We start from the raw sequence: 22,971 nt of genomic DNA, 5'->3' as shown, positions 1-22,971 counted from the left end.
GCGGCGTATCTTGCGGAGGAGAAGATCGGTGACCTACATCATCGCCGAGCCGTGCGTGGATGTGCTCGACAAGGCATGCATCGAAGAGTGCCCGGTCGACTGCATTTACGAGGGCAACCGGATGCTCTACATCCACCCCGACGAGTGCGTCGACTGTGGTGCCTGTGAGCCGGTCTGCCCGGTCGAGGCGATCTTCTACGAGGACGACGTGCCGGAGCAGTGGAAGGACTACACCGCTGCCAACTACGAGTTCTTCGAGGACCTGGGCTCGCCCGGCGGCGCCTCGAAGATCGGCAAGGTGGAGAAGGACGCGACCTTCGTCGCCGCCCAGCCGCCGCGCGGAGAGGGCCACTGAACGCGTTCTCGGCCGTTTCGCACCAGCTGCCCACGTTTCCCTGGGATCTGTTGGACAAGGCCAGCGAACGTGCCGCCAGTCATCCGGACGGGCTGATCAATCTCTCGGTCGGCACTCCGGTCGACCCCGTGCCGGCGGTGATCCAGCAGGCGCTCGCGGAGGCGTCCGACGCGCCAGGCTATCCGCTGACCGCCGGCACGGGGCAGCTCCGTGCTGCTATCGCATCCTGGGTGCGTCGGACGTGCGGCGCGGCCTCGGACGGGCTAGCCGTGCTGCCGACCATCGGCTCCAAGGAACTGGTTGCCTGGTTGCCGACCCTGCTCGGGCTAGGCCCTGACGACATCGTGGTGGTGCCCCCGATCAGTTATCCGACGTACTCGGTCGGGGTGCGCCTGGCTGGCGCGACGGAGGTCCGGACAGACTCCCTCACCTCCGTCGGCCCCATGTCGCGCGTACGTCTCGTTTGGGTCAACTCGCCGGGAAACCCGACCGGCCGGGTGCTGCCCGCCGCTCACCTCCGCAAGGTGGTCGACTGGGCCCGTGAGCGGGGTGCCGTGGTGGCCAGCGACGAGTGCTACCTGCCGTTCGGGTGGGACGCCGACCCGGTTTCGGTGCTCGCACCGGAGGTCTGCGGATCGTCCTACGACGGGGTCTTGGCGGTGCAGTCGCTGTCCAAACGCTCCAACCTGGCCGGCTACCGAGCCGGCTTCGTCGCAGGTGATCCGCGGCTGGTCGCCGAGCTTCTAAAGGTGCGCAAACACGCCGGCATGATCGTGCCGGCCCCGGTTCAGGCGGCGATGGTGGCCGCCCTGACCGACGACGATCACGGGGTCGTCCAACGTGCTCGCTATTTGGCGCGCCGCGAGGTGCTATACGCCGCGCTGATCGAGGCCGGGTTTGAGATCGAACACTCCGAGGCGGGGCTCTATCTGTGGGCAACCCGCCAGGAGGACTGCTGGCGAACGGTCGACTGGCTCGCCGACCGGGGAATACTCGTGGCTCCCGGCAGTTTTTACGGCCCGGCCGGACGAGAGTACGTACGAGTGGCCCTCACCGAAACAGACGAACGGGTTTCCGCCGTCGTCGATCGACTCCGCAGCTGACGGCTGCGGCGGTTCCGCAGCCTCCTTTCCCGGTTTCGACGCGGCAGGTTTAGGCTGTGGCATAAACAGTCCCATGCCAGTTCCGTGTCTGCTGTTGTGCGGTAGATGACCGGCCCGGATGCTCGGCCCCATGTATCTCGTTCATGCTGAACTCCGCCGATTGGCAGACGTCGAGTTGCCCGAGCACGCCGCCCGGCTGATTGCCGGCTGTCGCCGTCCAAGCGAGGCGGTCGAGCACGTGGTGCTGCACCCGGGCGCCGGGGAAATCCAGCTTGTGGGCCTGTTCCTCCTCGCGTCCTCGATCGAGGAGGCCGAACGTACGGCGGCGGCGGTGTGTCTGCGAGCCCTGGACACGCTCCCCGAGTTCTGCGGCTTCACCCTCCGGCGGTGCGACACGAGGCTAGCTCCATACTTCTATGATCAATGACCTCCCAAGGTCGTCGCCCGTGATGGACGGGATAGGTCAAGTCAGGATTAGGCCAGCGCAACCCTCTCGCCTTCACGGTAAGTCGCAGTTACGGTGTTTGCTGTCAGCGGCCGGAGGGTTCTGAAAACCTCGCAGGGTCGTTTTCAAAGTCGTTCCGCCGGGCGAGGGAGCGATACCATCTGCTGTAGACGGGGTAAAGTGCATGGCTAAATTCCGCAATTCAACGATTGCCTTTTTTGCTTTTCTCGCGCTGGGCTTGTCAGTGCCGCCTGCGCTGGGCACTCCGCCCGCGCCGGTTGCTGCCGTCTTGGCCGGAGAGCCGAGTGCGCCGATGTCTACCGACGATGTGACCTGGGGGCACTGAGCGCCTTCCGGAAGTCGCGGTCAACGGGTGTTGGCTTTCGTGACAGCGGTGCGTCGTCGTAGCGGCGAACGGTGGCCGGTCCAGCGATCGGCCGGAAACCGGAAATCCGCAAGCTGGGCGACGGTTAGCTGACAATCTACGTCGGCCCTTTTCGTCCCGATTCATGCGTCCAGGAACGGACACAGAGGAAGTGGAAGTGACACGTCCAGGAGTGGTCGCCCGAAAAGGCGGCGTAGACCGGCCCCGTGTTCTGGTCCTCGGCGACAGGGCGGAGGCGCTCAGCAAGGCGGCGGAGTGCGGTCTGGAGGTCGTCTACGTCCAGAAGCCCCAGGCGTACGACCCACTCGCCGCACGATACTGCGCACAGGTCCATCTCCTTGATTATCAGGACATCCCGCTGGTCACTGCCCTCGCGGAGGCGCTGCACCGCGAGGCGCCCTTCACCCGCGTGATCGCTCATGCTGAAGCGGCGCTTGTGGTGGGCGGTCACCTCACCACCCGGCTCGGATTGCCTGGCAACAACACCGAGGTGGTGCGGACACTGCACGACAAGGCAGCGCTGCGAGCTCTGCTCAACTCTGCCGGCATCGGCCCGGTGGCTGCAGAGGCCGGGTCCACACGTGAGGCCCTGCGGCGGTTTGTCCGACGGCACGGCGCGGCGGTGGTAAAACCCAGGACAGGCTCCGGGAGCCTAGGTGTGCGAAAGGTCCGCACGGTGGATGACGTGGACGCGACTTGGGCGTGGATGGCGTCGTTCGGTCTCACGGATTTCTTGATGGAGGAACTGCTGCGCGGCACGGAGGTGAGCGTCGAGACGTTCTCTGTGGCCGGCCGACACACCGCCGTGACCATTACCGGCAAGGACACCGGCGACGGGGTGATCGAGCTCGGCCATGTCGTGCCGGCAATCCTAACCCCGGCGGAGGCCGACGCTGTGGTGGCCTTCGTCGGTCGGGTGCTCGACGCGGTGGGGCTGGTGGACGGTTTGGCGCACACCGAGGTCATGCTCACACCCGACGGCCCGCGTCTCATCGAGTCGCACGACCGGCGCGGCGGTGGTCGGATCAACGAACTCGTCAAGCTGGTGTTTGGCGTCGACCTGGACACCTGGGCCTACGAGCTGGCGCTTCCGAATCCCCCGGCGCCACGGGTCGGTCCCGGTAAGGGTGCCGCAGCGGTGAGATTCCTGCGGACGGAACCGGGAACCGTGGCGCGCGTGGAGGGTGTCGACGAGGCGGCAGCCCTCGACGGCGTGGTCGAGGTCCGGGTGAGCGCGAAGCCTGGGGACGTGGTCAGGCAGCCGCACTGGTCCGAGGACCGGTGCGGCTACGTGCTGGTGTACGACAAGGACAGCGCGTCCGCCGTGGAGCTGAGCCGGCGGGCCGCAGCTGCCGTCCGCATCCACACTGTGCCGTTGGCGGAAGAACGGGTCGTGACCCTCCACGAACTTCTTGCCGAAGTGGGCGAGGTCCTTGATCCGTTTTTGGATCCGGTCGGGCGGCAAACCGGCGCCACCACCCGCCGTAAACCGGGCCAGGGCCGTGACCCGGTGGCGGTTGACCAGCCGCCACTGACGTGAGGAAGCGACACATCGACAAGTGCGGGGAGTCATGCGCGGGCGAGTAGCGGATCTCATCCGTACGCAGCTGCCGCCACCGGGCGCGGCACGCGTTCTTGTATTCAGTGGCTTCACCGGTGCGGTGGGCACCGGCCTGTTCCTGGCCGGCAGCATGCTGTTCTTCATCCGTGGCGTGGGACTGACCCCCTTCCAGGTGGCGGTCGGTCTGTCGGTGGCTGGCGTGGCCGGCATGATCACCGCCTTGCCGTTCGGAGCCGTCGCTGACCGGATCGGGCCGCGTCGAGCGATGGTGACTCTTCACCTCTGGCGGGCGCTGGCCTACAGCCTCTACGGCGTGGTGGACAGCTTCCCCTCGTTCCTGGTGCTTGTCTGCGCCACGGCGATGGCGGACAAGGCCAGCCCCGCGATCAATCAGGCAATGGTGGGCGAGCTGTTCGACAAGCAGGAACGCCTGCGGACGATGGGCTTCCTGCGAGCGGTCCAGAACGTCGGTCTCTCGGTCGGCTCTCTCCTGGCCGCTGTCGCGCTGTCGTCGGACACCCGATCCGCCTACGTGATGCTCGCCCTTGCCAACGGGGCGTCATACGTCATCATGGCGGTGCTGATCTGGCGGCTCGGTGACTCCAAGCTGGCGACAACACCACGAGTGGCGCCCTCCGTGTTGGAACTTGCCGCGTACGCGGAGCCATCGCGTGCCACTGTCGTTGACAGAAACCGGCGGCATCCGCTGCGGGAGTGGCCGTTCCTCGTTTTGAGCGGCTCCAACGGAGTGCTGGCCCTGCACGACACCGTGCTCTTCGTCGGTCTGCCACTCTGGATTTCCCAGTACACGTCGGCGCCGCTCGCGCTGGTCAGCGTGGTGCTGGTCATTAACACGGCCGTGACGGCGCTAAGTCAGGTGTGGTGGACCACGTTGGCGAACACCACCGCGAAAGCGATCCGGGGCATGGCCGGCGCCGGTGCGGTGCTCGCTGCGGCAAGCATCGCTATCGGTTTCGCGGGAAAGGCGGCGGTGGTAATCGCCTGCGTGCTAATTGTCGTCGGCTCGGTGCTCCTCACCGCCGGTGAGAATCTACATGCCGCCGCGGCCTGGGAAGTTTCCTTCGCCCTCTCGCCAAAGGAGTCACGGGCCAGACACCTGGCGGTGTTCAACCTCGGGCACTCGGTCCGGGATCTGATCGGCCCGGCCCTGGTCACCGCGCTGATCACGGCGATGGGCTCTTGGGGCTGGGCCGGGCTAGCTGCGATTTTCGTAGTAGCCGGGCTGTCCGCCAGACGGGCGGCGGTCCAAGTCGGACGCCGCCGCACGAAAACGCACGAAGCAGAGGCGGCAGCCGCCGCGGAACTGGTCGCAGCGCGATGAATGAGCAACCGGGGGCTCCCGTGGAAAGGTTGGATGTGTCGGGTCAACATCTGCTGGTCATCGGAAGCGGTGGCGATTTGCCCCAACGGGCGCGGAGCGTCTGTCCGGATCTGCGAACCAGCGTGATCTGCCGGCAGGAGGCCGTTCCCCTGTTGCGCAGCCCGGAACGGATCGAACGGCTCGTGGTCCTTCCCCGGGAGGCTCCTGTTGACGAGTGGACCGCCGCGGCGGAGTACGTGCACCGGATCGTCCCGGTGGACCGGGTCGTGAATTACAGCGACCGGGACACCGACAAGACCGTCGCTATCGGCAGAACTCTCGGACTTCCCACGCCATCCGAGTCCACGTACCACTGCATGTCGGACAAGATCGCCATGCGGGAACGGCTCGCGGCGGCCGGCGTCGATGACACTCCTGCTTCCCTGGTCGACAGCCCGGAGGACATTCTCGCGTTCGCGGCTCGGGCCGGCTTCCCGTTGATTTGCAAGCCCGTCACCGGGGTTGGTAGTCGAGGCATTACCCGCATAGTCAACGCCGACGGGGTACTGGCGGCGCTTGACCGGGCCCGTGCGTCGACAGGGGTGCTCGACTGCACGGCGATCATGGTCGAGCAGTACCACGCCGGTGTCGAGTACAGCGTCGAGGCCATCAGCGAGAAGGGGGTCCACCTCGTCGCCTGCGTCACCCGGAAGTATTCGGACCCGGCGCACTTTGTGGAGGTCGGTCACGTCCTGCCAGCGGCGTTAGACGATGAGACGGCAAAACGGATCGAAGTCCTTGTGTTGGCGGCCCTGGACGCTCTCGGCGTCACCGACGGCGTGACACACACTGAGGTGATCGTCACCAGCGACCAAGTGCGGGTCGTGGAGACCCACCTGCGACCCGCTGGCGACCAGATCCCGTACCTGCTGGCTCACGTGGCAGGGGTTGATCTGATCGACGCGCTCGCCCGGCAGAGCCTCGGGATGCCGTGCCTGCGCCTAGTCGCTGACCGGCTCGCTGTGGCCGCTGCCGCCAGCCGCTGTGCCGCCATCTGGTACGCCTGCCCAGAGGCCACCGGCGAGGTTCAGTCGGTTGACGGAGTGGAGGCCGCCCGGGCCCTGCCTGGTGTCCAGGAGGTTTCAGTGCTGATCGGTCCCGGCCAGTGGCTCGACCGTCCGAGTGCCTCGTCGTCGAGGGCGGCCTACGCCTGGACGGTCGGCCTGACAGCGGAGGAAGCCGTCCAGCGCGCGCGGTACGCCGTAGAGCAGTTGCGGTTCACCGTGTCTGCCTCCGGGCTGCGGCGTAACGAGTAGTTGTGAGCACCGCGGTTGCGGATCCCGCCACAGGCCCGAGTGGAGTAGCCCCTCTGGTCGGGTCCTCTGCCACTTCCAACGGCGACGGGTCGGGCAGCCCGCCCGCACAGCCCCGTCTCCTGCAATCACAGCGTTTTCCGCTCACCGAAAGGAGCGTAGCAAGTGCACGTCCTGCTCATAACCCCGGCGCGTAAATTGCATTCGTCAAGTCTGCTCGATGTGCCTTACGTCAACAGCCTCTCGGTTATCACCGAACCTGGTTATCGGTACGCCTATCCACCGGGGACCGACGTGCGGGTGGTGTCCGACGTTCGCGACCTTGAGCAGGTCCGGCTCGCCACCATGAGCATCCTCCGGCACCGCCGAATCGACCGGATTCTTGCTCCCTACGAACTTAGTGTTCCTGTCGCCGGATACCTGCGGGACAGGTTCGGGATTCCCGGCGACTCGTTCGCGACTGCGATCGCTTTCACCAACAAGTACGTCATGAAGTCCCGGTTCACGACGGCGCAGATTCCGACGGCGCGTTACGACGTGGCGCACGACCTGCGGGAAGTGCCGCAGAAGGCCGAGGAGATCGGATGGCCGGTGGTCGTCAAGCCGGTCTTCGGCGGTGGCGCTCTGGACGTCTTTATTTTTTCGGACCCGGCCGAGTTCGACAGCTTCCGCCATTCCAGCGCTGCGGAAATGCTCAAGAATTTCACCGACGCGCTCATCGTGGAGGAGTTCGTTGACATTCTTGCTGAATACCACTGCGATGGCGTCGTCCATGACGGCCAGGTCAACTTCGTCGCGGCCTCCAAGTATTTCGTGCCGATGTTGGGCAGCCAGGACCAGTTCACCGGATCCTATTTCCTGCCTCCCACTGAGCCGGACCGGGACCACCTGCTACGCATCCACGACGACGTGGTGCGGGCTCTGGGCATGCGATCGGGCGTGACCCACCTGGAAATCTTCAAGACAGCGACCGGATTTCTGGTAGGTGAGATCGCCTGCCGGCCGGGTGGGGCCGGCATCGCCGAGGCGTTGCGACTTCAATTCGGCGTGGACATCTGGAAGGAGTTCGCCGAGCTCGCCATAGGTCGGAAGCCTGTCCTGCGGCCGCAGCCGCGGCGGCGCACCGACATCGTGGCCAACTGCGACCTTCCGGTGCGACCCGGCCGGATTACCCGCTTGACCTCGCCCGAGGAACTCCTCTCGTTCCCCTCGATGATTAAGGTGGACATGTTGCTCGGCGAGGGTGATCTCATAACGGAACGCCTCGACTCCTCGGTCGCGACCGGTAGGGTTTACTTCTGCGCAGAGAGCGAACAGCAAATCAGAGCCCAGGTGCAGCGACTGTCCGACGCCTACGTCCTAGAGGTCGACACGGACCGCGGCGAGGCGCGGTTGCCTGATGCGCTTCGACGCATGACACCAAGTCTTTGACCGGCGCGACCGGGATGGAGCAGAGCCAACCGTGCCTCCTCTCCCGGTCGCCCCGGAAGATCGTATGTTCACTGGTCGGCGGGGAGCCAACCTCTCTGCACGGCGCGGACGCCCGCTTGAAAGCGGCTCCGGGCTCCCAGGGTCGCCATCAGTTCAGCCGCCATCCGCCGGGCCGTGCGGGCCGAGATCCCGAACCTCTTGGCGATCGCCTCGTCCGTCAGGCCGGCCGCTAGAAGACGCAACATCTCCATCTGCTGTAGTGGCAGACCTTCGGGCTTGGGTGACGGTGCGGAGCCCAGCGAAGTCGCCGTGGACCAGGTGGTCTCGAAGAGAGCGCATAAGGCGGCCACCGTGCCCTCGCCGGTCAGGATCATAGCGCCCATCCGGGCATCTGCTATGTGGACGGGGAGTACCGCCTTTCGGCCATCGAAGATGATCATGCGTACGGGTAGAGAGACGGCGGTGCGGACGGCTGCGCCACGCTCCTGGAGCCATGTGACGTGATTCAGGGTGGGTTTGTGATTGCGTACGCTGGCCAGATAGATGGTCCGTATCCGCACGCCTCGGTTCAAGAGTTCTTCATTCGGTCTCCGGCTGGCTTCCAGGTCGGCTGCTGGATGGGCGCCACCGGGCGCGAAGGTCATGACCTCGGACTCGACCTTGCTGGCGAGTTGGCTGAGTCGCGACCGGATCGCCTCTGGTCCCATCAGTCTTTCGTCGCCTGGGACGTGCGGTCGGACGCCGGAGTATTCGGCGATGAGTTGGGCTGCGGCGGCCCGGGAAGCCTCGATGCGCAACCGTTGCGCCGCAAGGTTCGCGTTCTGACGGGCCAGCAGCATCTCCATGGCCATCTCCGGCCCGAGAACTCGAAAGCCGCTCTCCTCGTGTTGGGATGGGTGAACGATGGAGAGTTCGCTCAGCTGATCCAAGCTGTCTCGCACCGCATCTTCGGACATGGCCAACCTGACAGCTAGCTGCGGGACACCTTCGAGTGGATACGCCAGCATGGCCCGGTAGACCACTTCCGCCGTAGTGCCCAGCCCCAAGGTCTCCAGCACCTTTCCTCCTCCGTTCATCAGCAGTCGACGTGCGATGGATGCGGACTGGAGAGCATAGCTTCGATCAATCCGTTGAGGGGTCCCGCGGACAGCGAGGAAATCGGTCCAGGCGGTAGTCCCCGGAGCGATCCGCAGGCAGACGGTCCCTTTCGTGCCCGCTGCGTGGCTGGGTGCTGGTTATTCGAACGGGGGTGGTCCGTTCCAGGCCCCCAGCCCTGCGCGGTCACGAATGACGTTCCCACCGCGGCGACAGGGAGGTGGGTGACGGGTGGGGGGCGACTCGTTTCGATGCGAGCTCTGCCCGGACCGCCGGTGCCGGCAGACAGGTGTCCGCACTCTGGTACCTGTCCAGTCTGACCGAAGAGAAGGCCTGAGAGGCGGTAGTGTCGGCGGCGAGCGACGTTCGGGGGCGCGATACATCGATTGAACATCGAGGTAATTGATGTTGGGTGAGGGCGGGAGCCGTGCCCGGGCGGCAGTGATCGGCATGGGGCTGATCGGTGGTTCCATCCTTCTGGCCCTGCAACGAGCCGGGGTGGACGTCTGTGGGTGGGACCCGGACAGCGGGACCCGTGACTACGCCAGCCAGCGGGAGTTGGTTTTCGCGGAGAGCCTGACGGATGCGGTCCGGGGTCGCGACGTGGTTTTCCTCTGTGCGCCCCTTCCCAGCTTGCCTGACACGCTGGTGGAGGTGATGAAAGTCGCGACGCCCGACTGCATCATTACGGACGTCGGTAGCGTGAAGTCGCCCTTGGCATCGTTCGCGAAAGAGAACGGGCTGGGAGAACGGTTCGTACCGGGGCACCCGATGGCTGGCAGCGAACGGGCCGGTTTGCCGGCTGCGATGCCCAGCCTGCTCAACGGCGCAGCTTGGGTGCTGTGCCCCACGCCCGACGGAGGGCTCGGTCGGTTCCGTGCTCTGGCCACACTGATCCTCGATGTGTTCAACGCGAGGATCGTACCGATGTCCCCGGCGATGCATGACTCCGTGGTCGCGCTGGCGTCGCACATTCCGCATTTACTGGCCCAGTCCTTGGCCGGTGCGGCGGCCCGATCATCGATCCGCGATGCGGTAATCGGCCTTGCGGCCGGAAGCTTCAGGGATGGCACCCGAGTGGCAAGCGGGCCGAGCGGTCGGACCGCTGCCATGCTGATGTACAACCGCTATTTCGTGCTGCGGCAAATGGAATCCGTTGGCACTTTCCTCGGCGACATAACAAGGGCCTTGCGAAACGGCGACACAGTAGCCGCCGCAAACTACTTTAACCAAAGCCAGGGTCTGCGCGAAGCCTTGGTAAGCCGGCCGTTGACGACCTTCACCAAACGATTCCTGCTCTCCGAACCGGGTGATGAGGAACTGCGCTTCCTGCTGGACCTGGGTGCCCGGGGTGGTTACCTGACCCGCTGCACGACGGGCCGCGACGAGGTGACCTACACGGTACACTGCCCCGATCCGGCCACATCGTTGGTCGACCTGAACGGCTCGATCCCGGCCAGTGTGGCCCGGCCAGAGAATGAGGGCATGGTGGACGGGCCGGTGGTGGCGGTACGTGGCGAGGCGTACCGGGAGGTGCCGCCGGAGATCGCCCGGTTCGCGGTGACCGCGCGGGCCCGCGACCGCGACCGCGAGGCCACCCTGGCCCGGCTGGCCGAGCGGGCCGCCGCGATCCGGGTGCTGCTCGACGGGTACGGCCCGACCATCGAGCGCCGGGAGACCGGCGAGCTGCGGGTGCGGCCGGAGACCCGGCGCGCCACCGAGCGGGTGGTGGCCTGGCACGGCAGCGTGACCACCACCGTGACGCTCAGCGACTTCACCGCGCTGGGCGATCTTATGCTCCGCCTGGCCGACCAGGACCAGGTCGAGGTGGCGGGGCCCTGGTGGTCGCTGCGCCCGGACAGCCCGGTGCACCGGGAGGCCCGGCACGCCGCGATCGCCGACGCGCTGCTGCGCGCCCGCGAGTACGCCGAGGCGCTCGGCGCCCGGGTGACCGCCCTGATCGAGCTGGCCGACGCCGGCGCGACCGAGCGGCCGATGTTCGCCCGGGCCGCGTACCAGGAGGCCGCGGGCGGCCCGCCGGAGCTGGAACTCGACCCGCAGCCGCAGCCCGTCCAGGCGACCGTGCAGGCACGGTTCGCGATCAGCGAGCCGGTACTGGGCTGATGCCGGCGGCCCGGGTGCTCCCCGTCGACGAGCTGGTGGCGCGGGCGCGAGCCCTCGCCGAGGCCGGTCCGCGGCAGCTGCTCGGCATCGCCGGCGCGCCCGGCGCGGGCAAGTCGACGCTGGCCGAGCGGATCGTCGCGGCGGTCGGCCCGGCCGCCCGGCTGGTGCCGATGGACGGCTTCCACCTCGCCCAGTCCGAGCTGCACCGGCTGGGCCGGGCCGACCGCAAGGGCGCGGTGGACACCTTCGACGCGAACGGCTACGTCTCGCTGCTGCGCCGGTTGCGCCGGCTGGAGCCGACCTCGGTGTGGGCGCCGGCGTTCCGCCGCGACCTGGAGGAGCCGATCGCCGGTGCGATCGAGGTGCCGCCGGAGGTGCGGCTGGTGGTCACCGAGGGCAACTACCTGCTGCTGCCCGACTTCCCCTGGGAGGAGGTGCGGGCGCTGCTGCACGAGGCGTGGTTCCTCGACCTGGACGCCGAGCTGCGGCTGCGCCGGCTGACCGCCCGGCACGTGGCGTACGGGCGGTCGCCGGAGCAGGCCCGGGCCTGGGCGATGGGCAGCGACGAGGCCAACGCCAGCCTGGTGGTCGGCACCGCCGACCGGGCCGACCTGGTGGTCCGGCTAGCCGAACCCCCGCCGGGGTGACGGCACCGCCCGCCGCAGCAGCCAGGCCACCCGGGACCGTTCCCGGTGGAACTCGGACGACTCCGGGTAGCCGCTGTGGTTGCGGATCGGCGGGTCGGCCACCTCGCCGGCACTCGGGTGCAGCGCCTCCGGGTCGCGGACGGCCACGTCGCGTTCCCCGGCGGTGACCGGCCAGCCGAGCGGGTCGGTGTCCCGCCAGAAGTTCGTCCAGCCGGTGCCCCCGCCCGGCCGGCGCAGCGCCTCGGCCAGCGCCGGCAACCGCTCCGGCCCGAAGTACGCCGGGAAGACCCGCCCGTAGAGCCGGGTGAGCTGGCAGCCGTAGGAGAAGAACCAGATCCGCCGTCGCCACCGGGCCGGCAACTGGAGGATCACCGCCGCGCAGAGCACGGTGCCCTGGCTGTGTCCGGAGAGGATGATCCCGTCCATCCGGCGGGGATCGTGCGGGGTCAGCGCCAGCAGCCCGGCGGTGCGGGTCTGCAGTTCCGGCACGGCCCGCTCGGCGTAGCTCGGCGGGGCCAGCGGGTGCGCGGCGCGGGGCCAGAAGGTGCCCACGTCCCAGATCACGCCGACCGTACGGCGCACCGTGTCGTTGCGATAGACCAGCAGGCCGATGGTGGCGACCAGCGCCGGCAGCCAGCCGAGCAGGGCGTCGCCCGCGTCGGCCACCGCCCGGACCACCGCCGCGCCGCCGGTCGCGGTCACCGGGTGCGGCGGGGACCGGGTGAGCACGGCGGCGCAGCCGAGCGTGACCAGCACCGTGGCGGCGACGGCGTACCCACCGACCAGCCGCAGGCCGTGCTCGCCGACGAGGCGGTGCAGCGCCCGGAAGGCGCTGACGTCCCGGCCGCGGCGCAGGTCGTGGTCGGAGAGCGCGTGCCCGGTCGGCGCCAGCGCGGCGTACTCCTGGCGGCGCAGCCGGTGGAAGAGCAGGCCGGCCACGGCCACCGTGCCGGCCAGGGCCAGCAGCGCGACGGCGAAGGCCAGCCCGGCCCACATCACCGGCACCGGCGGCACCACGGTGGGCGGGGCACCGGACGGGGCGGTGTCGAGCCGGTCGGTGACCCAGTAGAGCAGCCCGCCGCTGTAGGAGACGCAGAGCACCCAGCCGAAGCCGGCGATCACCGCCGGTGCGCGACCGCCCCAGGCCAGGTCGGTGTGCGCCGCCAGCGGCTGGGTGTCCGCGGCGGACCGGGTCCGGGGCAGCAGCAGGCCGGTGCCGGCCAGCCCGATCGCCACCAGGGCGACCAGCCAGATCTCCAGCCGCCGCGGGGCGGCCGGCAGGCCGGGCAGCCATCCGGAGATCCAGCCGGTGCCGAGGGCGAGCAGCAGGCCGGCGGCGAGCGGCACCGCCAGCGCCCGCCGGCCGGACCGGGACACCGCGCCGATGGCGATCAGCAGCAGCAGTTGGCCGGTGCCCAGCCAGGTGATGATCCAGTCGAAGCCGGGCAGCGAGCGGTCGGCGCCGCAGCCGGGTCCGGCGGCGTCCCGGGCGCAGCCGGCCGGTGGGCGCAGCGCGGCCAGCGGGGTGCCGGCGGGGCCGTCCGGCAGCAGCAGGAGCAGTACGGTGCCGGCCAGCCCGAGCCCGGTGAGCGCGATCAGGCCGCCGCTCAGCCGGCCCAGCGGGGTGTGTCCCGCGCGCCGGGTCAGCCACGGCCGGCCGAGCACCACCACGGTGGCGAGCAGCACCGCGGCGAGGCAGGCGACCGTCGCCCAGCCGAGCGCGGCGCGCGGCCCGCGCGGCGGGTCCAGGGCGAGCACCGCGCCGAGCGGCACGGCGGCCGCGACGGCGGCGCCGGTGCACAGGTGCAGCAGGCCGGCCCGGCGCAGCTGGCCCTCGCCGGACCAGAAGGTGGGGTCCTGCAACGGGTTCACCGGCCGGGTCGGGGGCGGCTCCGGCGGGGGCGCCGCCGTCTCCGGCTGCGGCACGGCGGGCGCTCCGTCGGCCGGTCCGTCCGCCGGCGCCTCGGCGGGCGTCCGGCCGGTCACCGGGGCGGTCGGGGCGGCCGGCATCTCCGCCTCGTACTGGTAGGTCCGCCAGGCCACCAGGCCCAGCACGGTGAGCAGGCCGAGCGGTACGAGCAGGCCGACGGCGAGCGACCGGGCGCCCTCGCGCCACCAGCCGTGGGCGAGGAACTCCCACGGGCCGGGGACCCGGGCCAGGCACTCCCGGTCGACGCACTGCCAGCCGATCAGGTCGACGCCCACGCCGGACAGGGTGAGCATCAGGGTGCCGGTCATGCTGAGGCAGAAGAGCCGGATCAGCCAGGCGGTGAGGCCGGCGCGGCTGCGCCAGCGCTCGGTGTCCGGGTCGGCCGGGATCTCCGGCCGGGCGTGCAGCGCGACGTTGGCCAGGGTGAACGGGAGCAGCAGCGTCCACAGGGCCCGCTCGACGTCGCGCGCGGTCCGCGCGCCCGAGGTCAACTGCCCCCAGCTGTACGCCTCGACGACCACCGGGTCGTCCGGGCCGGTGGCCGAGGAGCGGTAGAAACCGGTGACCGGGCCACCGGCGACCAGCCACGGCCGGGGCGGTTCGGCGCCCGCCTCGCCGCGCAGGCCGAGGGTCTGGTGCGGCGGGGTGTTGGACACCCCGTGCACGCGCAGTTCGAGGACGCGACCGACCATCCCCGCCTCCCGGGTGACGACGTCACCACCCACAGTGCCTGGTTCCGGGGCGGTCCGCCATCCACCGAGGGGCTGTTTGTGCAGGTAGAGACCTTGATCGCGTCAGTCGAGCTGGCGTACCGGGCGGGCTGGGTTACCGACCGCGACGACGTTGGGCGGCAGGTCGCGGGTCACCACCGCGCCGGCGCCGACCACCGTGTTCTCCCCGACGGTGACCCCGGCGAGCACGATCGCGCCGCCGCCGAGCCAGACGTTGTCGCCGATGGTGATCGGCTTGGCCGACTCCCACTTCGCCCGCCGGGGCTCCGGCTCCACCGGGTGGGTCGGGGTGAGCAGTTGCACGTTCGGTCCGACCTGGACGTCGGCGCCCACCGTGATCGGCGCGACGTCGAGGAAGACCGCGTGGTAGTTGACGAAGGTGCGCGGCCCGAGCCGGATCTGCCAGCCGTAGTCGCAGTAGAACGGTGGCCGGACCCAGGCCCCCTCGCCCACCTCGCCGAGCAGTTCGCGCAGCGCGGCGAGGCGGAGTTTCGGGTCGGCGGCGGGGCTGGTGTTGAAGCGCTCCATCAGGCGGGCGGCCCGGTCGAGGTCGGCGGCGATGGCCGGGTCGTCGGCGATGTACGGCTCGCCGGCGAGCATGCGTTCCCTCATGGACGTCACCCGCCGATCATGCCCGCCCGCCCGGTCGACGTGTTGGCAAGTCCGTCATCTTTCCGACTTCACTATGCATACCCGGTATGTAATTCTGACGGTTGTCAATGTATCTCTCAGTGGCTGAACGCTTCACGAGGAGGATCCGTTGCACCGAATCAGAAAACTGGCCGGCCTCGGCCTCGCGCTCGGTCTGGTGCTGGGCACCCCGGGCCTGGCCGTGGCGCAGACCCCGACCGCTCCCACCACGGCCGGTCCGGACGCCGCCGCCCGGCCGGGTGCGCCGACCGCCGGGCGGTCCGCCACCGTCACCCTGCTCACCGGCGACCGGGTCACCGTCACCGCGACCGGCTCCGCCAGCGTACGGCCGGGCCCGGGGCGTGACGGCGTCCGCTTCCTCACCGGTCGGGAGCGGGGGCACCTATCCGTCGTGCCGCACGACGCCCTGCCGCTGATCCGGGCCGGCCGGGTCGACCGGCGGCTCTTCGACGTCACCGAACTGGTCGCGGCCGGCTACGACGACGCCCGGCGCGGCGACCTGCCGGTGCTGATCGCCGGTGCCACGGGGACCGCCCGACGGGCCGCCGCGCCCGCCGGCGTGACGGTCACCCGCGACCTGCCCGCCATCGGCGGGGTCGCGGCCCGGGCGGCCAAGCAGCGCACCGGGGAACTCTGGGCGGCGCTCACCGGCGCCGGCGCCCGGGTCGACACGGCGGGGGGTGTCGACCGGGTCTGGCTGGACGGCCGGCGGCGGATCACGCTGGAGCACAGCGTCCCGCAGATCGGCGCCCCGGCCGCCCATCAGGCCGGCTTCACCGGCCGGGGCGTACGGGTCGCCGTGCTGGACACCGGCGTCGACGCCGGGCACCCGGACCTGGCCGGCCGGGTGGCCGAGGCGCGCAACTTCACCGAGGAGGCGGAGCCGGGCGACGTGATCGGGCACGGCACCCACGTCGCCTCGATCATCGCCGGCGGCGGCGCCGCCTCCGGCGGACGCTACCGGGGCGTGGCGCCGGACGCGACGCTGCTCTCCGGCAAGGTCTGCGAGACGGACTGGTGCACCGACTCGGCGATCCTGGCCGGCATGCAGTGGGCCGCCGTCGAGCAGCGGGCCGACGTGATCAACATGAGCCTCACCGGCGGTGACACCCCAGAGGTCGACCCGCTGGAGGCGGCGGTGCAGGCGCTGACCGCGCAGACCGGCGCGCTCTTCGTGGTCTCCGCCGGCAACGACGGCGGGTTCGCCCCGGTGGGCTCGCCGGGCACCGCCGACGCCGCCCTCGCCGTCGGCGCGGTCGACCGGGACGACGCACTCGCCCCCTTCTCCAGCCGTGGCCCCCGGGTCGGTGACGACGCCCTCAAGCCGGACCTCACCGCGCCGGGCGTGGCGATCGTCGCGGCCCGTGCCGCGGACGGGGTGATCGGTGACCCGGCGGGGGAGGGGTACGTCTCGCTCTCCGGCACCTCGATGGCCGCCCCGCACGTCGCGGGCGCGGCGGCGCTGCTCGCCCAGCGGCACGGCGACTGGACCGCCGGTCAGCTCAAGGCGACCCTGATGGCCGCGGCGAAGCCGCACCCGGAGCAGACCGCCTACGAGCAGGGCGCCGGCCGGGTCGACGTGGCGCGGGCGATCGACCAGCGGGTGACCAGCGAGCCGGCGAGCGTCTCGTTCGGCCGGGCGCTCTGGCCGCACGCCGATGACACCCCGATCAGCCGGGAGGTGACCTGGCGGAACGCCGGCCCGGGCGAGCTCACCCTGGACCTCACCGTCGAGGCCACCGGTCCGGCGGGCGCGCCCGCGCCGGCCGGCATGTTCACCCTGAGCGCGAACCGGGTCACCGTGCCGGCCGGCGGCACGGCCACCGCCACGGTCACCGCCGACACCCGGCCCGACGGCCCGGACGGCCACTACACCGGCCGGATCGTCGCCCGCGCCGGCGACACCGTCGCGATCACCCCGCTGGCCGTGAACCGGGAGGTGGAGAGCTACACCCTCACCGTCCGGCACCTGGGTCGCGACGGCGCGCCCACCGGCCAGCACAGCACCACCCTGGCCGGGCTGGACGGCTTCGTCACCCATGACCTGTACGACCCGGACGGCACCGCCGAGCTGCGGGTGCCCAAGGGGCGGTACGGCCTGTCCAGCTACCTGTTCGTGGTGGACGGCGACCAGGTGACCGAGTCGGCCCTGCTGGCCCGGCCCGAGCTGGTGCTCGACCGGGACACCACGATCACCGTCGACCTGCGACGGGCGAAGCCGGTGCGCACCACCGTGCCGCGCCGGGACGCCACCCCGGCGCTGGTCGACGTCGGGGCGAACTGGACCGCCACCGACGGCAGCTCCTACAGCTTCGGCCTGCTGGGCTTCGACTTCGCCGGGATGGCCAGCGGACAGGTCGGCCCGGCCGGCTCGGCCGAGCGCTTCGTCGGCACGGTGAGCAGCCAGTGGGCCGACCGCGAGGCGGCCAGCAGCCCGTACCTCTACGCGCTCAGCGAGGGGTTCCCCGGCCGGATGCCGACCGGCTTCGACCGGCACTACCGGGCCCGCGACCTGGCCACCGTCACCCAGCGGTTCCGCGGCGGCTACCCGGGGCTGGACGCGGAACGGATGGTCTACCCGCACCTGGAGCCGGACGTCGGCGGCTGGGCGGTGGTGCTGCCGACGGCGGTGCCGGGGCAGCGGGTCGAGCACTACAACACCCGAGGCGTGCGCTGGTCGTCGGAGCTGCTGTTCGGGGTGCGGACCGACGACGGCTGGCTCGAACCCCGGGCCGCGCTGGCGTCCGAGCCGCGGGCCCACCGGGCCGGCCGGCACCTGCGGGAGAGCTGGAACAGCGCGCCGTACGGCCCGTCCTTCCCGGCGCCGCGCTGGCCCGGGCAGGGGGTCACCCGGCAGGGTGACGTGATCGTGCTGGACGTGCCGCTGCACAGCGACGCCGAGGGGCACGCCGGCGGGTCGGTCGCCGACGCCGCCCGGACCGCGCTCTACCGCGACGGGGTGCTGGTCGGGGAGAACGCCGAACCGGGCTACGGCGAGTTCGAGGTGCCGCCGGGCGCCGCCGCCTACCGGCTGGAGACGCTGTCCCGGCGCGGCTTCACCGACCTCAGCACCGAGGTGGCCACCGCCTGGACGTTCCGATCCCGGCACGTGGCCGGCGACGACTTCGCCCGGCTGCCGGCGATGGCGATCCGGTTCGCGCCGCGGCTGGACGCCGGCAACGCCGCCCCGGCCGGCCGGCAGTTCGTGATCCCGGTCCAGGTGCGGCGGCAGCCCGGCGCGCCGGGTGGACGGGTCGCCGCGCTGACCGTCGAGGTCTCCTACGACGGTGGGGCGACCTGGCAGCGGGCCCGGGTCCGGCCGGCCGGTGACGGCTGGACGGCCGGCGTGCGGCACCCGGCCGGTGCCGGTCACGTGTCGCTGCGGGCCACCGCCCGGGACACCGCCGGCAACACGGTGACCACCCGGATCATCCAGGCGTACCGGCTGCGCTGAGGCGTACCGCCTCCGGGTCCGCGGCGCACCGCGGACCCGGAGGTGCGGCCGTCAGTCGTTGGCGTGCAGCGCCGCGTTCAGCTCGATGCCCCGGCCGGTACGCGGCCGGGCCTCCAGCGCGCCGGTGACCGAGTTGCGCCAGAAGAGCAGGCCGTCCACGCCGGAGAGTTCGCGGGCCTTGACCACCCGGCCGTCCGGCAGGGTGATCTTGGAGGCGGCGGTGATGTAGCAGCCGGCCTCGACCACGCAGTCGTCGCCGAGCGAGATGCCGACGCCGGCGTTGGCGCCGATCAGGCTCCGCTCGCCGATGCGCACCTTCTCGGTGCCGCCGCCGGAGAGCGTGCCCATGATCGAGGCGCCGCCGCCGATGTCCGAGCCGTCACCGACCAGCACGCCCTGCACGATCCGCCCCTCGACCATGGAGGTGCCGAGCGTGCCGGCGTTGAAGTTCACGAAGCCCTCGTGCATCACGGTGGTGCCGGAGGCCAGGTGGGCGCCGAGCCGGACCCGGTCGGCGTCGGCGATCCGCACGCCGGAGGGGACCACGTAGTCGGTCATCCGGGGGAACTTGTCCACCCCGTGGACGACCAGGTGGCGGCCGGCGGCCCGCTCGATCACCCGCAGCTCGTCCACCCGCTCCGGCGGGCACGGCCCGGCCGAGGTCCAGGCCACGTTGGCCAGCTTGCCGAAGATGCCGTCCAGGTTGACCTCGTTGGGCCGGACCAGGCGGTGGGAGAGCAGGTGCAGCCGGAGGTACGCGTCGGCGGCGTCCTTGATCGGGTCGTCCAGCGAGCCGATCACGGTGGTCACCTCGACCGTACGCAGACCGGGCAGTGCCCGCTCGCCGAGCGCGCCGGGCGGCAGGTCGAGCACGTCGGCCTCGTCCTCGCCGGGCACCAGCGGCAACTCGCCGAGACCCAGCTTGCCGGTCGGGTACCAGGTGTCGAGCACCTGGTCGTCGGCGGTGACGGTGGCCAGGCCGATGCCCCAGGCGGAAACTGCGGACGTCACTGATTCACCTTTCGTTCGCGGCTGCGGGGCTCGGAAGCTCACTCCTCGCGCTCACGTGAACTGACGGTACCGTGCGAACCATGGAGAACCCGCTGACCCCCGAGGTCCTCGCCGATCCGGTGGCGCTGACCCGCGCCCTCGTCGACATCGAGTCCGTCTCCCTGAACGAGAAGGCGATCGCCGACTGCGTCGAGGAGGTGTTGCGGGGGGTGGCCCACCTGACCACCTTCCGGTACGGCAACACCGTGATGGCGCGTACCGACCTCGGGCGGAGCCAGCGGGTGGTGCTCGCCGGGCACCTGGACACCGTGCCGCTGAACAACAACTTCCCGTCCACCATGCGGGGCGACCTGATGTACGGCTGCGGCACCTCGGACATGAAGTCCGGCGTCGCGTTCGCGCTGCACCTGGCGGTGACCCTGCCCGACCCCCGCTACGACGTGACGTACCTCTTCTACGAGGCCGAGGAGATCGAGTCGAAGTACAACGGGCTGGAGCTGGTCGGCGCGGCGCATCCGGAGTGGCTGGTGGCCGACTTCGCGGTGCTGCTGGAACCGACCTACGGCATCGTCGAGGCCGGCTGCCAGGGCACCATGCGGGCGATCGTCACCACGCACGGCGAGCGCGCCCACGCGGCCCGGTCCTGGCACGGGGTGAACGCCATCCACGGTGCCGGCGAGGTGCTGCGCCGGCTGACCACGTACGAGGCGCGCCGGGTGACCATCGACGGCTGCGACTACCGCGAGGGGCTCAACGCCGTGCGGATCAACGGCGGGGTGGCCGGCAACGTCGTCCCCGACCGCTGCGAGATCGAGATCAACTACCGGTACGCCCCGGACCGCGACCCGGCGGCCGCCGAGGCGCACCTGCGGGAGGTCTTCGCCGGCTTCGACCTGGCGGTGACGGACGCGGCGGCCGGCGCGCCGCCCGGGCTGGACGCGCCACCGGCGCAGGAGTTCCTGGCCGCGGTCGGCGCCCCGCCGATCGGGAAGCTGGGCTGGACCGACGTGGCCCGGTTCGCGGCCATGGGCATTCCGGCGCTGAACTTCGGCCCCGGCGACCCCAACCTGGCCCACCACCGGGACGAGCACGTCGAGATCAGCAAGATCCGCGACGGCGCGGCCACCCTGCACCGCTGGCTGGCCTCCGCGTAGGTGTCCCTCGCATGACCAGGAGGTTCGCGTCGACCGGGTCTGCCCCGGTGACGCGAACCTCCTGGTCGAGAACGGGCCCCGGCGGGCGGGCGCCGGTGGGCGGTCAGAGCGGCAGGGACGTGTCCGGGGTGGCGCGGACGTCCGTGGGGTCGCCGGCCGGGTCGGCGGCGACGGGCTCCATCTGTCGGGCGCGGCGGCGCTCGGCCACCACGTCGCGGATCCGCCGCTGCATCTGCCGGCGGATCCGGATCATCTCGCTGTTGCTGATCACGCTGACTCCTCCCCCGAAGGCGCGCGCCGGGGCATACCCGGTATGTGAATAGTAAGACGTACGAGCGAGCGAATTAGTTGCCCAAGATCGCGGAATTTTTCCGGCCTCGTCGCCCCGCGCACCCGGCCGGTACGACTCCACTACGGTTGCTCCCATGAGTCAGAGCAACGGGCGGGAGGCCGGCCGCGCACCCGGGCGGGAGCGGCACCGGGGCGCGGTCACGCTGCGCCGGCAGGCGATCCCCACCAGCACCGCCGACCAGCGCCTGCTCGACTCGCGGGCCCGCAGCGACTGGAAGACCAAGGACGCCTGGCGGGCGCTGCGGATCCTCTCCGAGTTCGTCGAGGGCTTCGACACCCTGGCCGACCTGCCCCCGGCGGTGAGCGTCTTCGGCTCCGCCCGCAGCCGGCCGGAGAGCCCGGAGTGCCAGCTGGCCGAGGCGCTGGGCGCCGCCCTGGCCCGGGCCGGCTACGCGGTGATCACCGGTGGCGGCCCGGGGGTGATGGAGGCGGCCAACCGGGGTGCCAGCGAGGCGGGCGGCCTCTCCGTCGGGCTCGGCATCGAGCTGCCGTTCGAGCAGGGCCTCAACGACTGGGTCGACCTGGCCATCGACTTCCGTTACTTCTTCGCCCGCAAGACCATGTTCGTCAAGTACGCCCAGGCGTTCGTGGTGCTGCCCGGCGGTTTCGGCACCATGGACGAGCTGTTCGAGGCGCTGACCCTGGTGCAGACCGGCAAGGTCACCCGGTTCCCGGTGGTACTGATGGGCGCGGACTACTGGAGCGGGCTGCTCGACTGGCTGCGCGACACGATGGCCGCCGACGGCAAGATCGGGCCGACCGACCTGGAGCTGATCTGCGTGACCGACGACGTCAACGCGGCGGTCCGGCACATCGTGGAGGCCGAGGCCACCCTCTCCGCGGAGCAGGAGGCGGTCCGCGAGGAGGCCGTCGCCCGGACCGCGGCCGACCAGCAGGCGGCGGGGGAGGCGACCAGCGGTGACCGGGCGGCCGGTGGTCCGTCGGCCGGCGGTCGGCCGGCGGGCGGAGCGGTGGAGCCGGTCGGCGGCGGGGCCACCGGCGAGCGCCCCGGCCGGATCACCGGTGCCGGTGGCGACCGCTCGGGCGAGCGGCCGGCCGGTCCGGCCCGCCCGGCGGGTGACGGGGAAGGGGCGGGCTGACCGTGGCCGCGATCTGCGTGTTCTGCGCGTCCTCCCGCACCCTCGACCGGCGCTGGCTGGATCTCGCGGCCGAGACCGGCGCGGAGATTGCCCGGCGGGGGCACACCCTGGTCAGCGGCGGCGGGTGCGTCGGCATGATGGGCGCGGTGGCCGACGGCGCGCGGGCGGCCGGCGGCCCCACCGTCGGGGTCATCCCGCAGGCGCTGGTCGACCTGGAGGTCGCCGACCTGTCCTCCGACGAGCTGCTGGTCACCGACTCGATGGCCAGCCGGAAGAACCTCATGATCGAGAAGTCGGACGCCTTCCTCACCCTGCCCGGCGGTCTCGGCACGCTCGACGAACTCTTCGAGGTCTGGACCACCGCCACCCTGGCCCTGCACGCCAAGCCGATGGTGCTGGTCGACACGGACGGCTTCTACCGGCCGCTGCTCGACTGGCTGGCCACACTCGCCGACGCCACCTTCCTCAAGCCCGCCGGCCTCGGCCTGCTCACCGTGGTCGACACCGTGCCCGCCGCCCTCGACGCCATCGAGTCCCGGCTCATCTGACGCACCATGCCCGCCATTCCCGGCCGGGCCCGGGCACGCGGCGCCAGGCCTGGGCACGCGGCGCCGGGCCCGGGCACGCGGGGTCCGGGCCGAGCGGGAGCGGGTGTGCCGAGCGAAGGGCCAGCAGCAGGGGGGCGGCGGCCGTGGCGGCCGGTCACCCCGTCCGTGACGCGTCGTCGGGAACCGGCGGACGTGCGGCCGCGGGGGCCGTCGCCGCTCGCCCGCTGGTCGCCGGCTCACCGGACGGGTGGGCGCTGCCGG

At 71.0% G+C, this 22,971-nt stretch carries 17 protein-coding genes and 2 pseudogenes; 14 read left to right on the top strand and 5 right to left on the bottom strand.

Features of this window, described 5'->3' with window-relative positions; all coding sequences use genetic code 11:
* Window positions 1–28 precede the first annotated feature (28 nt).
* The 7 genes from fdxA (at window position 29) to SM577_RS13500 (ending at window position 7,914) form a co-directional block, all read left to right on the top strand.
* Window positions 29–355 (top strand): ferredoxin, encoded by a 327-nt coding sequence (gene fdxA, locus SM577_RS13530; protein ID WP_088992046.1) that lies wholly within the window; start codon window positions 29–31, stop codon window positions 353–355.
* On the top strand, window positions 352–1,458 hold the full coding sequence (gene dapC, locus SM577_RS13525) for a succinyldiaminopimelate transaminase (protein ID WP_474587073.1): 1,107 nt from the start codon (window positions 352–354) through the stop codon (window positions 1,456–1,458). Before fdxA ends, dapC begins: the two co-directional genes overlap by 4 nt.
* Before the next feature lie 130 nt (window positions 1,459–1,588).
* Window positions 1,589–1,885: a hypothetical protein gene (locus SM577_RS13520; RefSeq protein WP_474587007.1), complete on the top strand. Its 297-nt coding sequence runs from the start codon at window positions 1,589–1,591 to the stop codon at window positions 1,883–1,885.
* A 554-nt stretch (window positions 1,886–2,439) separates the two neighbouring features.
* Window positions 2,440–3,828: an ATP-grasp domain-containing protein gene (locus SM577_RS13515; RefSeq protein WP_474587006.1), complete on the top strand. Its 1,389-nt coding sequence runs from the start codon at window positions 2,440–2,442 to the stop codon at window positions 3,826–3,828.
* Window positions 3,829–3,859: 31 nt separating this feature from the next.
* Window positions 3,860–5,191 carry an MFS transporter gene (locus tag SM577_RS13510; RefSeq protein ID WP_474587005.1) on the top strand — a complete coding sequence of 444 codons (1,332 nt, stop codon included), beginning with the start codon at window positions 3,860–3,862 and terminating at the stop codon, window positions 5,189–5,191.
* A gap of 122 nt (window positions 5,192–5,313) precedes the next feature.
* Complete coding sequence (locus tag SM577_RS13505) at window positions 5,314–6,486, top strand: ATP-grasp domain-containing protein (protein WP_474587004.1); 1,173 nt, start codon at window positions 5,314–5,316, stop codon at window positions 6,484–6,486.
* Window positions 6,487–6,648: 162 nt separating this feature from the next.
* A complete protein-coding gene (locus tag SM577_RS13500; protein ID WP_474587003.1) occupies window positions 6,649–7,914 on the top strand; it encodes an ATP-grasp domain-containing protein in 1,266 nt (421 codons plus the stop codon).
* Between the two features lie 68 nt (window positions 7,915–7,982).
* Here the strand turns inward: SM577_RS13500 and SM577_RS13495 are convergent, their stop codons facing one another.
* On the bottom strand, window positions 7,983–8,972 hold the full coding sequence (locus SM577_RS13495) for a helix-turn-helix transcriptional regulator (protein ID WP_474587002.1): 990 nt from the start codon (window positions 8,970–8,972) through the stop codon (window positions 7,983–7,985).
* A gap of 442 nt (window positions 8,973–9,414) precedes the next feature.
* Between SM577_RS13495 and SM577_RS13490 the strand changes: the two are divergent.
* From SM577_RS13490 to SM577_RS13480, 3 genes and pseudogenes are all read left to right on the top strand, one after another.
* Window positions 9,415–10,221: pseudogene (locus SM577_RS13490) on the top strand (prephenate dehydrogenase); the annotation flags it as partial.
* Window positions 10,222–10,494: 273 nt separating this feature from the next.
* On the top strand, window positions 10,495–11,133 hold the full coding sequence (locus SM577_RS13485) for an SIMPL domain-containing protein (RefSeq protein WP_474587072.1): 639 nt from the start codon (window positions 10,495–10,497) through the stop codon (window positions 11,131–11,133).
* Window positions 11,133–11,780 (top strand): nucleoside/nucleotide kinase family protein, encoded by a 648-nt coding sequence (locus SM577_RS13480; RefSeq protein WP_302919364.1) that lies wholly within the window; start codon window positions 11,133–11,135, stop codon window positions 11,778–11,780. The genes SM577_RS13485 and SM577_RS13480 overlap by 1 nt, the downstream gene beginning before the upstream one ends.
* Here the strand turns inward: SM577_RS13480 and SM577_RS13475 are convergent.
* Both SM577_RS13475 and SM577_RS13470 read right to left on the bottom strand, forming a co-directional pair.
* A complete protein-coding gene (locus SM577_RS13475) occupies window positions 11,757–14,435 on the bottom strand; it encodes a hypothetical protein (protein ID WP_474587001.1) in 2,679 nt (892 codons plus the stop codon). The genes SM577_RS13480 and SM577_RS13475 overlap by 24 nt on opposite strands.
* 69 nt (window positions 14,436–14,504) lie before the next feature.
* Window positions 14,505–15,062 (bottom strand): sugar O-acetyltransferase, encoded by a 558-nt coding sequence (locus SM577_RS13470; RefSeq protein WP_474587000.1) that lies wholly within the window; start codon window positions 15,060–15,062, stop codon window positions 14,505–14,507.
* Window positions 15,063–15,201: 139 nt separating this feature from the next.
* Between SM577_RS13470 and SM577_RS13465 the strand changes: the two genes are divergently transcribed.
* A complete protein-coding gene (locus SM577_RS13465; protein ID WP_302919361.1) occupies window positions 15,202–18,546 on the top strand; it encodes a S8 family serine peptidase in 3,345 nt (1,114 codons plus the stop codon).
* A 51-nt stretch (window positions 18,547–18,597) separates the two neighbouring features.
* Here SM577_RS13465 and dapD read toward each other — a convergent pair whose 3' ends face one another.
* Window positions 18,598–19,557, bottom strand: a complete 960-nt coding sequence (gene dapD, locus SM577_RS13460) for a 2,3,4,5-tetrahydropyridine-2,6-dicarboxylate N-succinyltransferase (RefSeq protein WP_302919360.1) — start codon at window positions 19,555–19,557, stop codon at window positions 18,598–18,600.
* 80 nt (window positions 19,558–19,637) lie between these two features.
* Between dapD and dapE the strand changes: the two genes are divergently transcribed.
* Entirely contained in the window at window positions 19,638–20,711 is a 1,074-nt protein-coding gene (gene dapE / locus SM577_RS13455) for a succinyl-diaminopimelate desuccinylase (protein WP_474586999.1), read from the top strand.
* Between the two features lie 103 nt (window positions 20,712–20,814).
* Here the strand turns inward: dapE and SM577_RS13450 are convergent, their stop codons facing one another.
* Window positions 20,815–20,982 (bottom strand): hypothetical protein, encoded by a 168-nt coding sequence (locus SM577_RS13450; protein ID WP_302919358.1) that lies wholly within the window; start codon window positions 20,980–20,982, stop codon window positions 20,815–20,817.
* A 154-nt stretch (window positions 20,983–21,136) separates the two neighbouring features.
* Between SM577_RS13450 and SM577_RS13445 the strand changes: the two are divergent.
* Both SM577_RS13445 and SM577_RS13440 read left to right on the top strand, forming a co-directional pair.
* Window positions 21,137–21,970: pseudogene (locus SM577_RS13445) on the top strand (LOG family protein); the annotation flags it as partial.
* 194 nt (window positions 21,971–22,164) lie between these two features.
* Entirely contained in the window at window positions 22,165–22,710 is a 546-nt protein-coding gene (locus SM577_RS13440; RefSeq protein WP_474586998.1) for an LOG family protein, read from the top strand.
* Window positions 22,711–22,971: the final 261 nt, after the last annotated feature.

The sequence above is a fragment of the Micromonospora desertarenae genome, from assembly GCF_056150265.1.
This window is presented reverse-complemented; position numbering and strand designations above follow the sequence as displayed.

Coding starts and splice junctions, on each gene's coding strand:
- SM577_RS13520 (WP_474587007.1), top strand. CDS start 1,589: ATGTATCTCGTTCATGCTGAACTCCGCCGATTGGCAGACGTCGAGTTG.
- SM577_RS13510 (WP_474587005.1), top strand. CDS start 3,860: ATGCGCGGGCGAGTAGCGGATCTCATCCGTACGCAGCTGCCGCCACCG.
- SM577_RS13485 (WP_474587072.1), top strand. CDS start 10,495: ATGGTGGACGGGCCGGTGGTGGCGGTACGTGGCGAGGCGTACCGGGAG.
- SM577_RS13480 (WP_302919364.1), top strand. CDS start 11,133: ATGCCGGCGGCCCGGGTGCTCCCCGTCGACGAGCTGGTGGCGCGGGCG.
- dapE (WP_474586999.1), top strand. CDS start 19,638: ATGGAGAACCCGCTGACCCCCGAGGTCCTCGCCGATCCGGTGGCGCTG.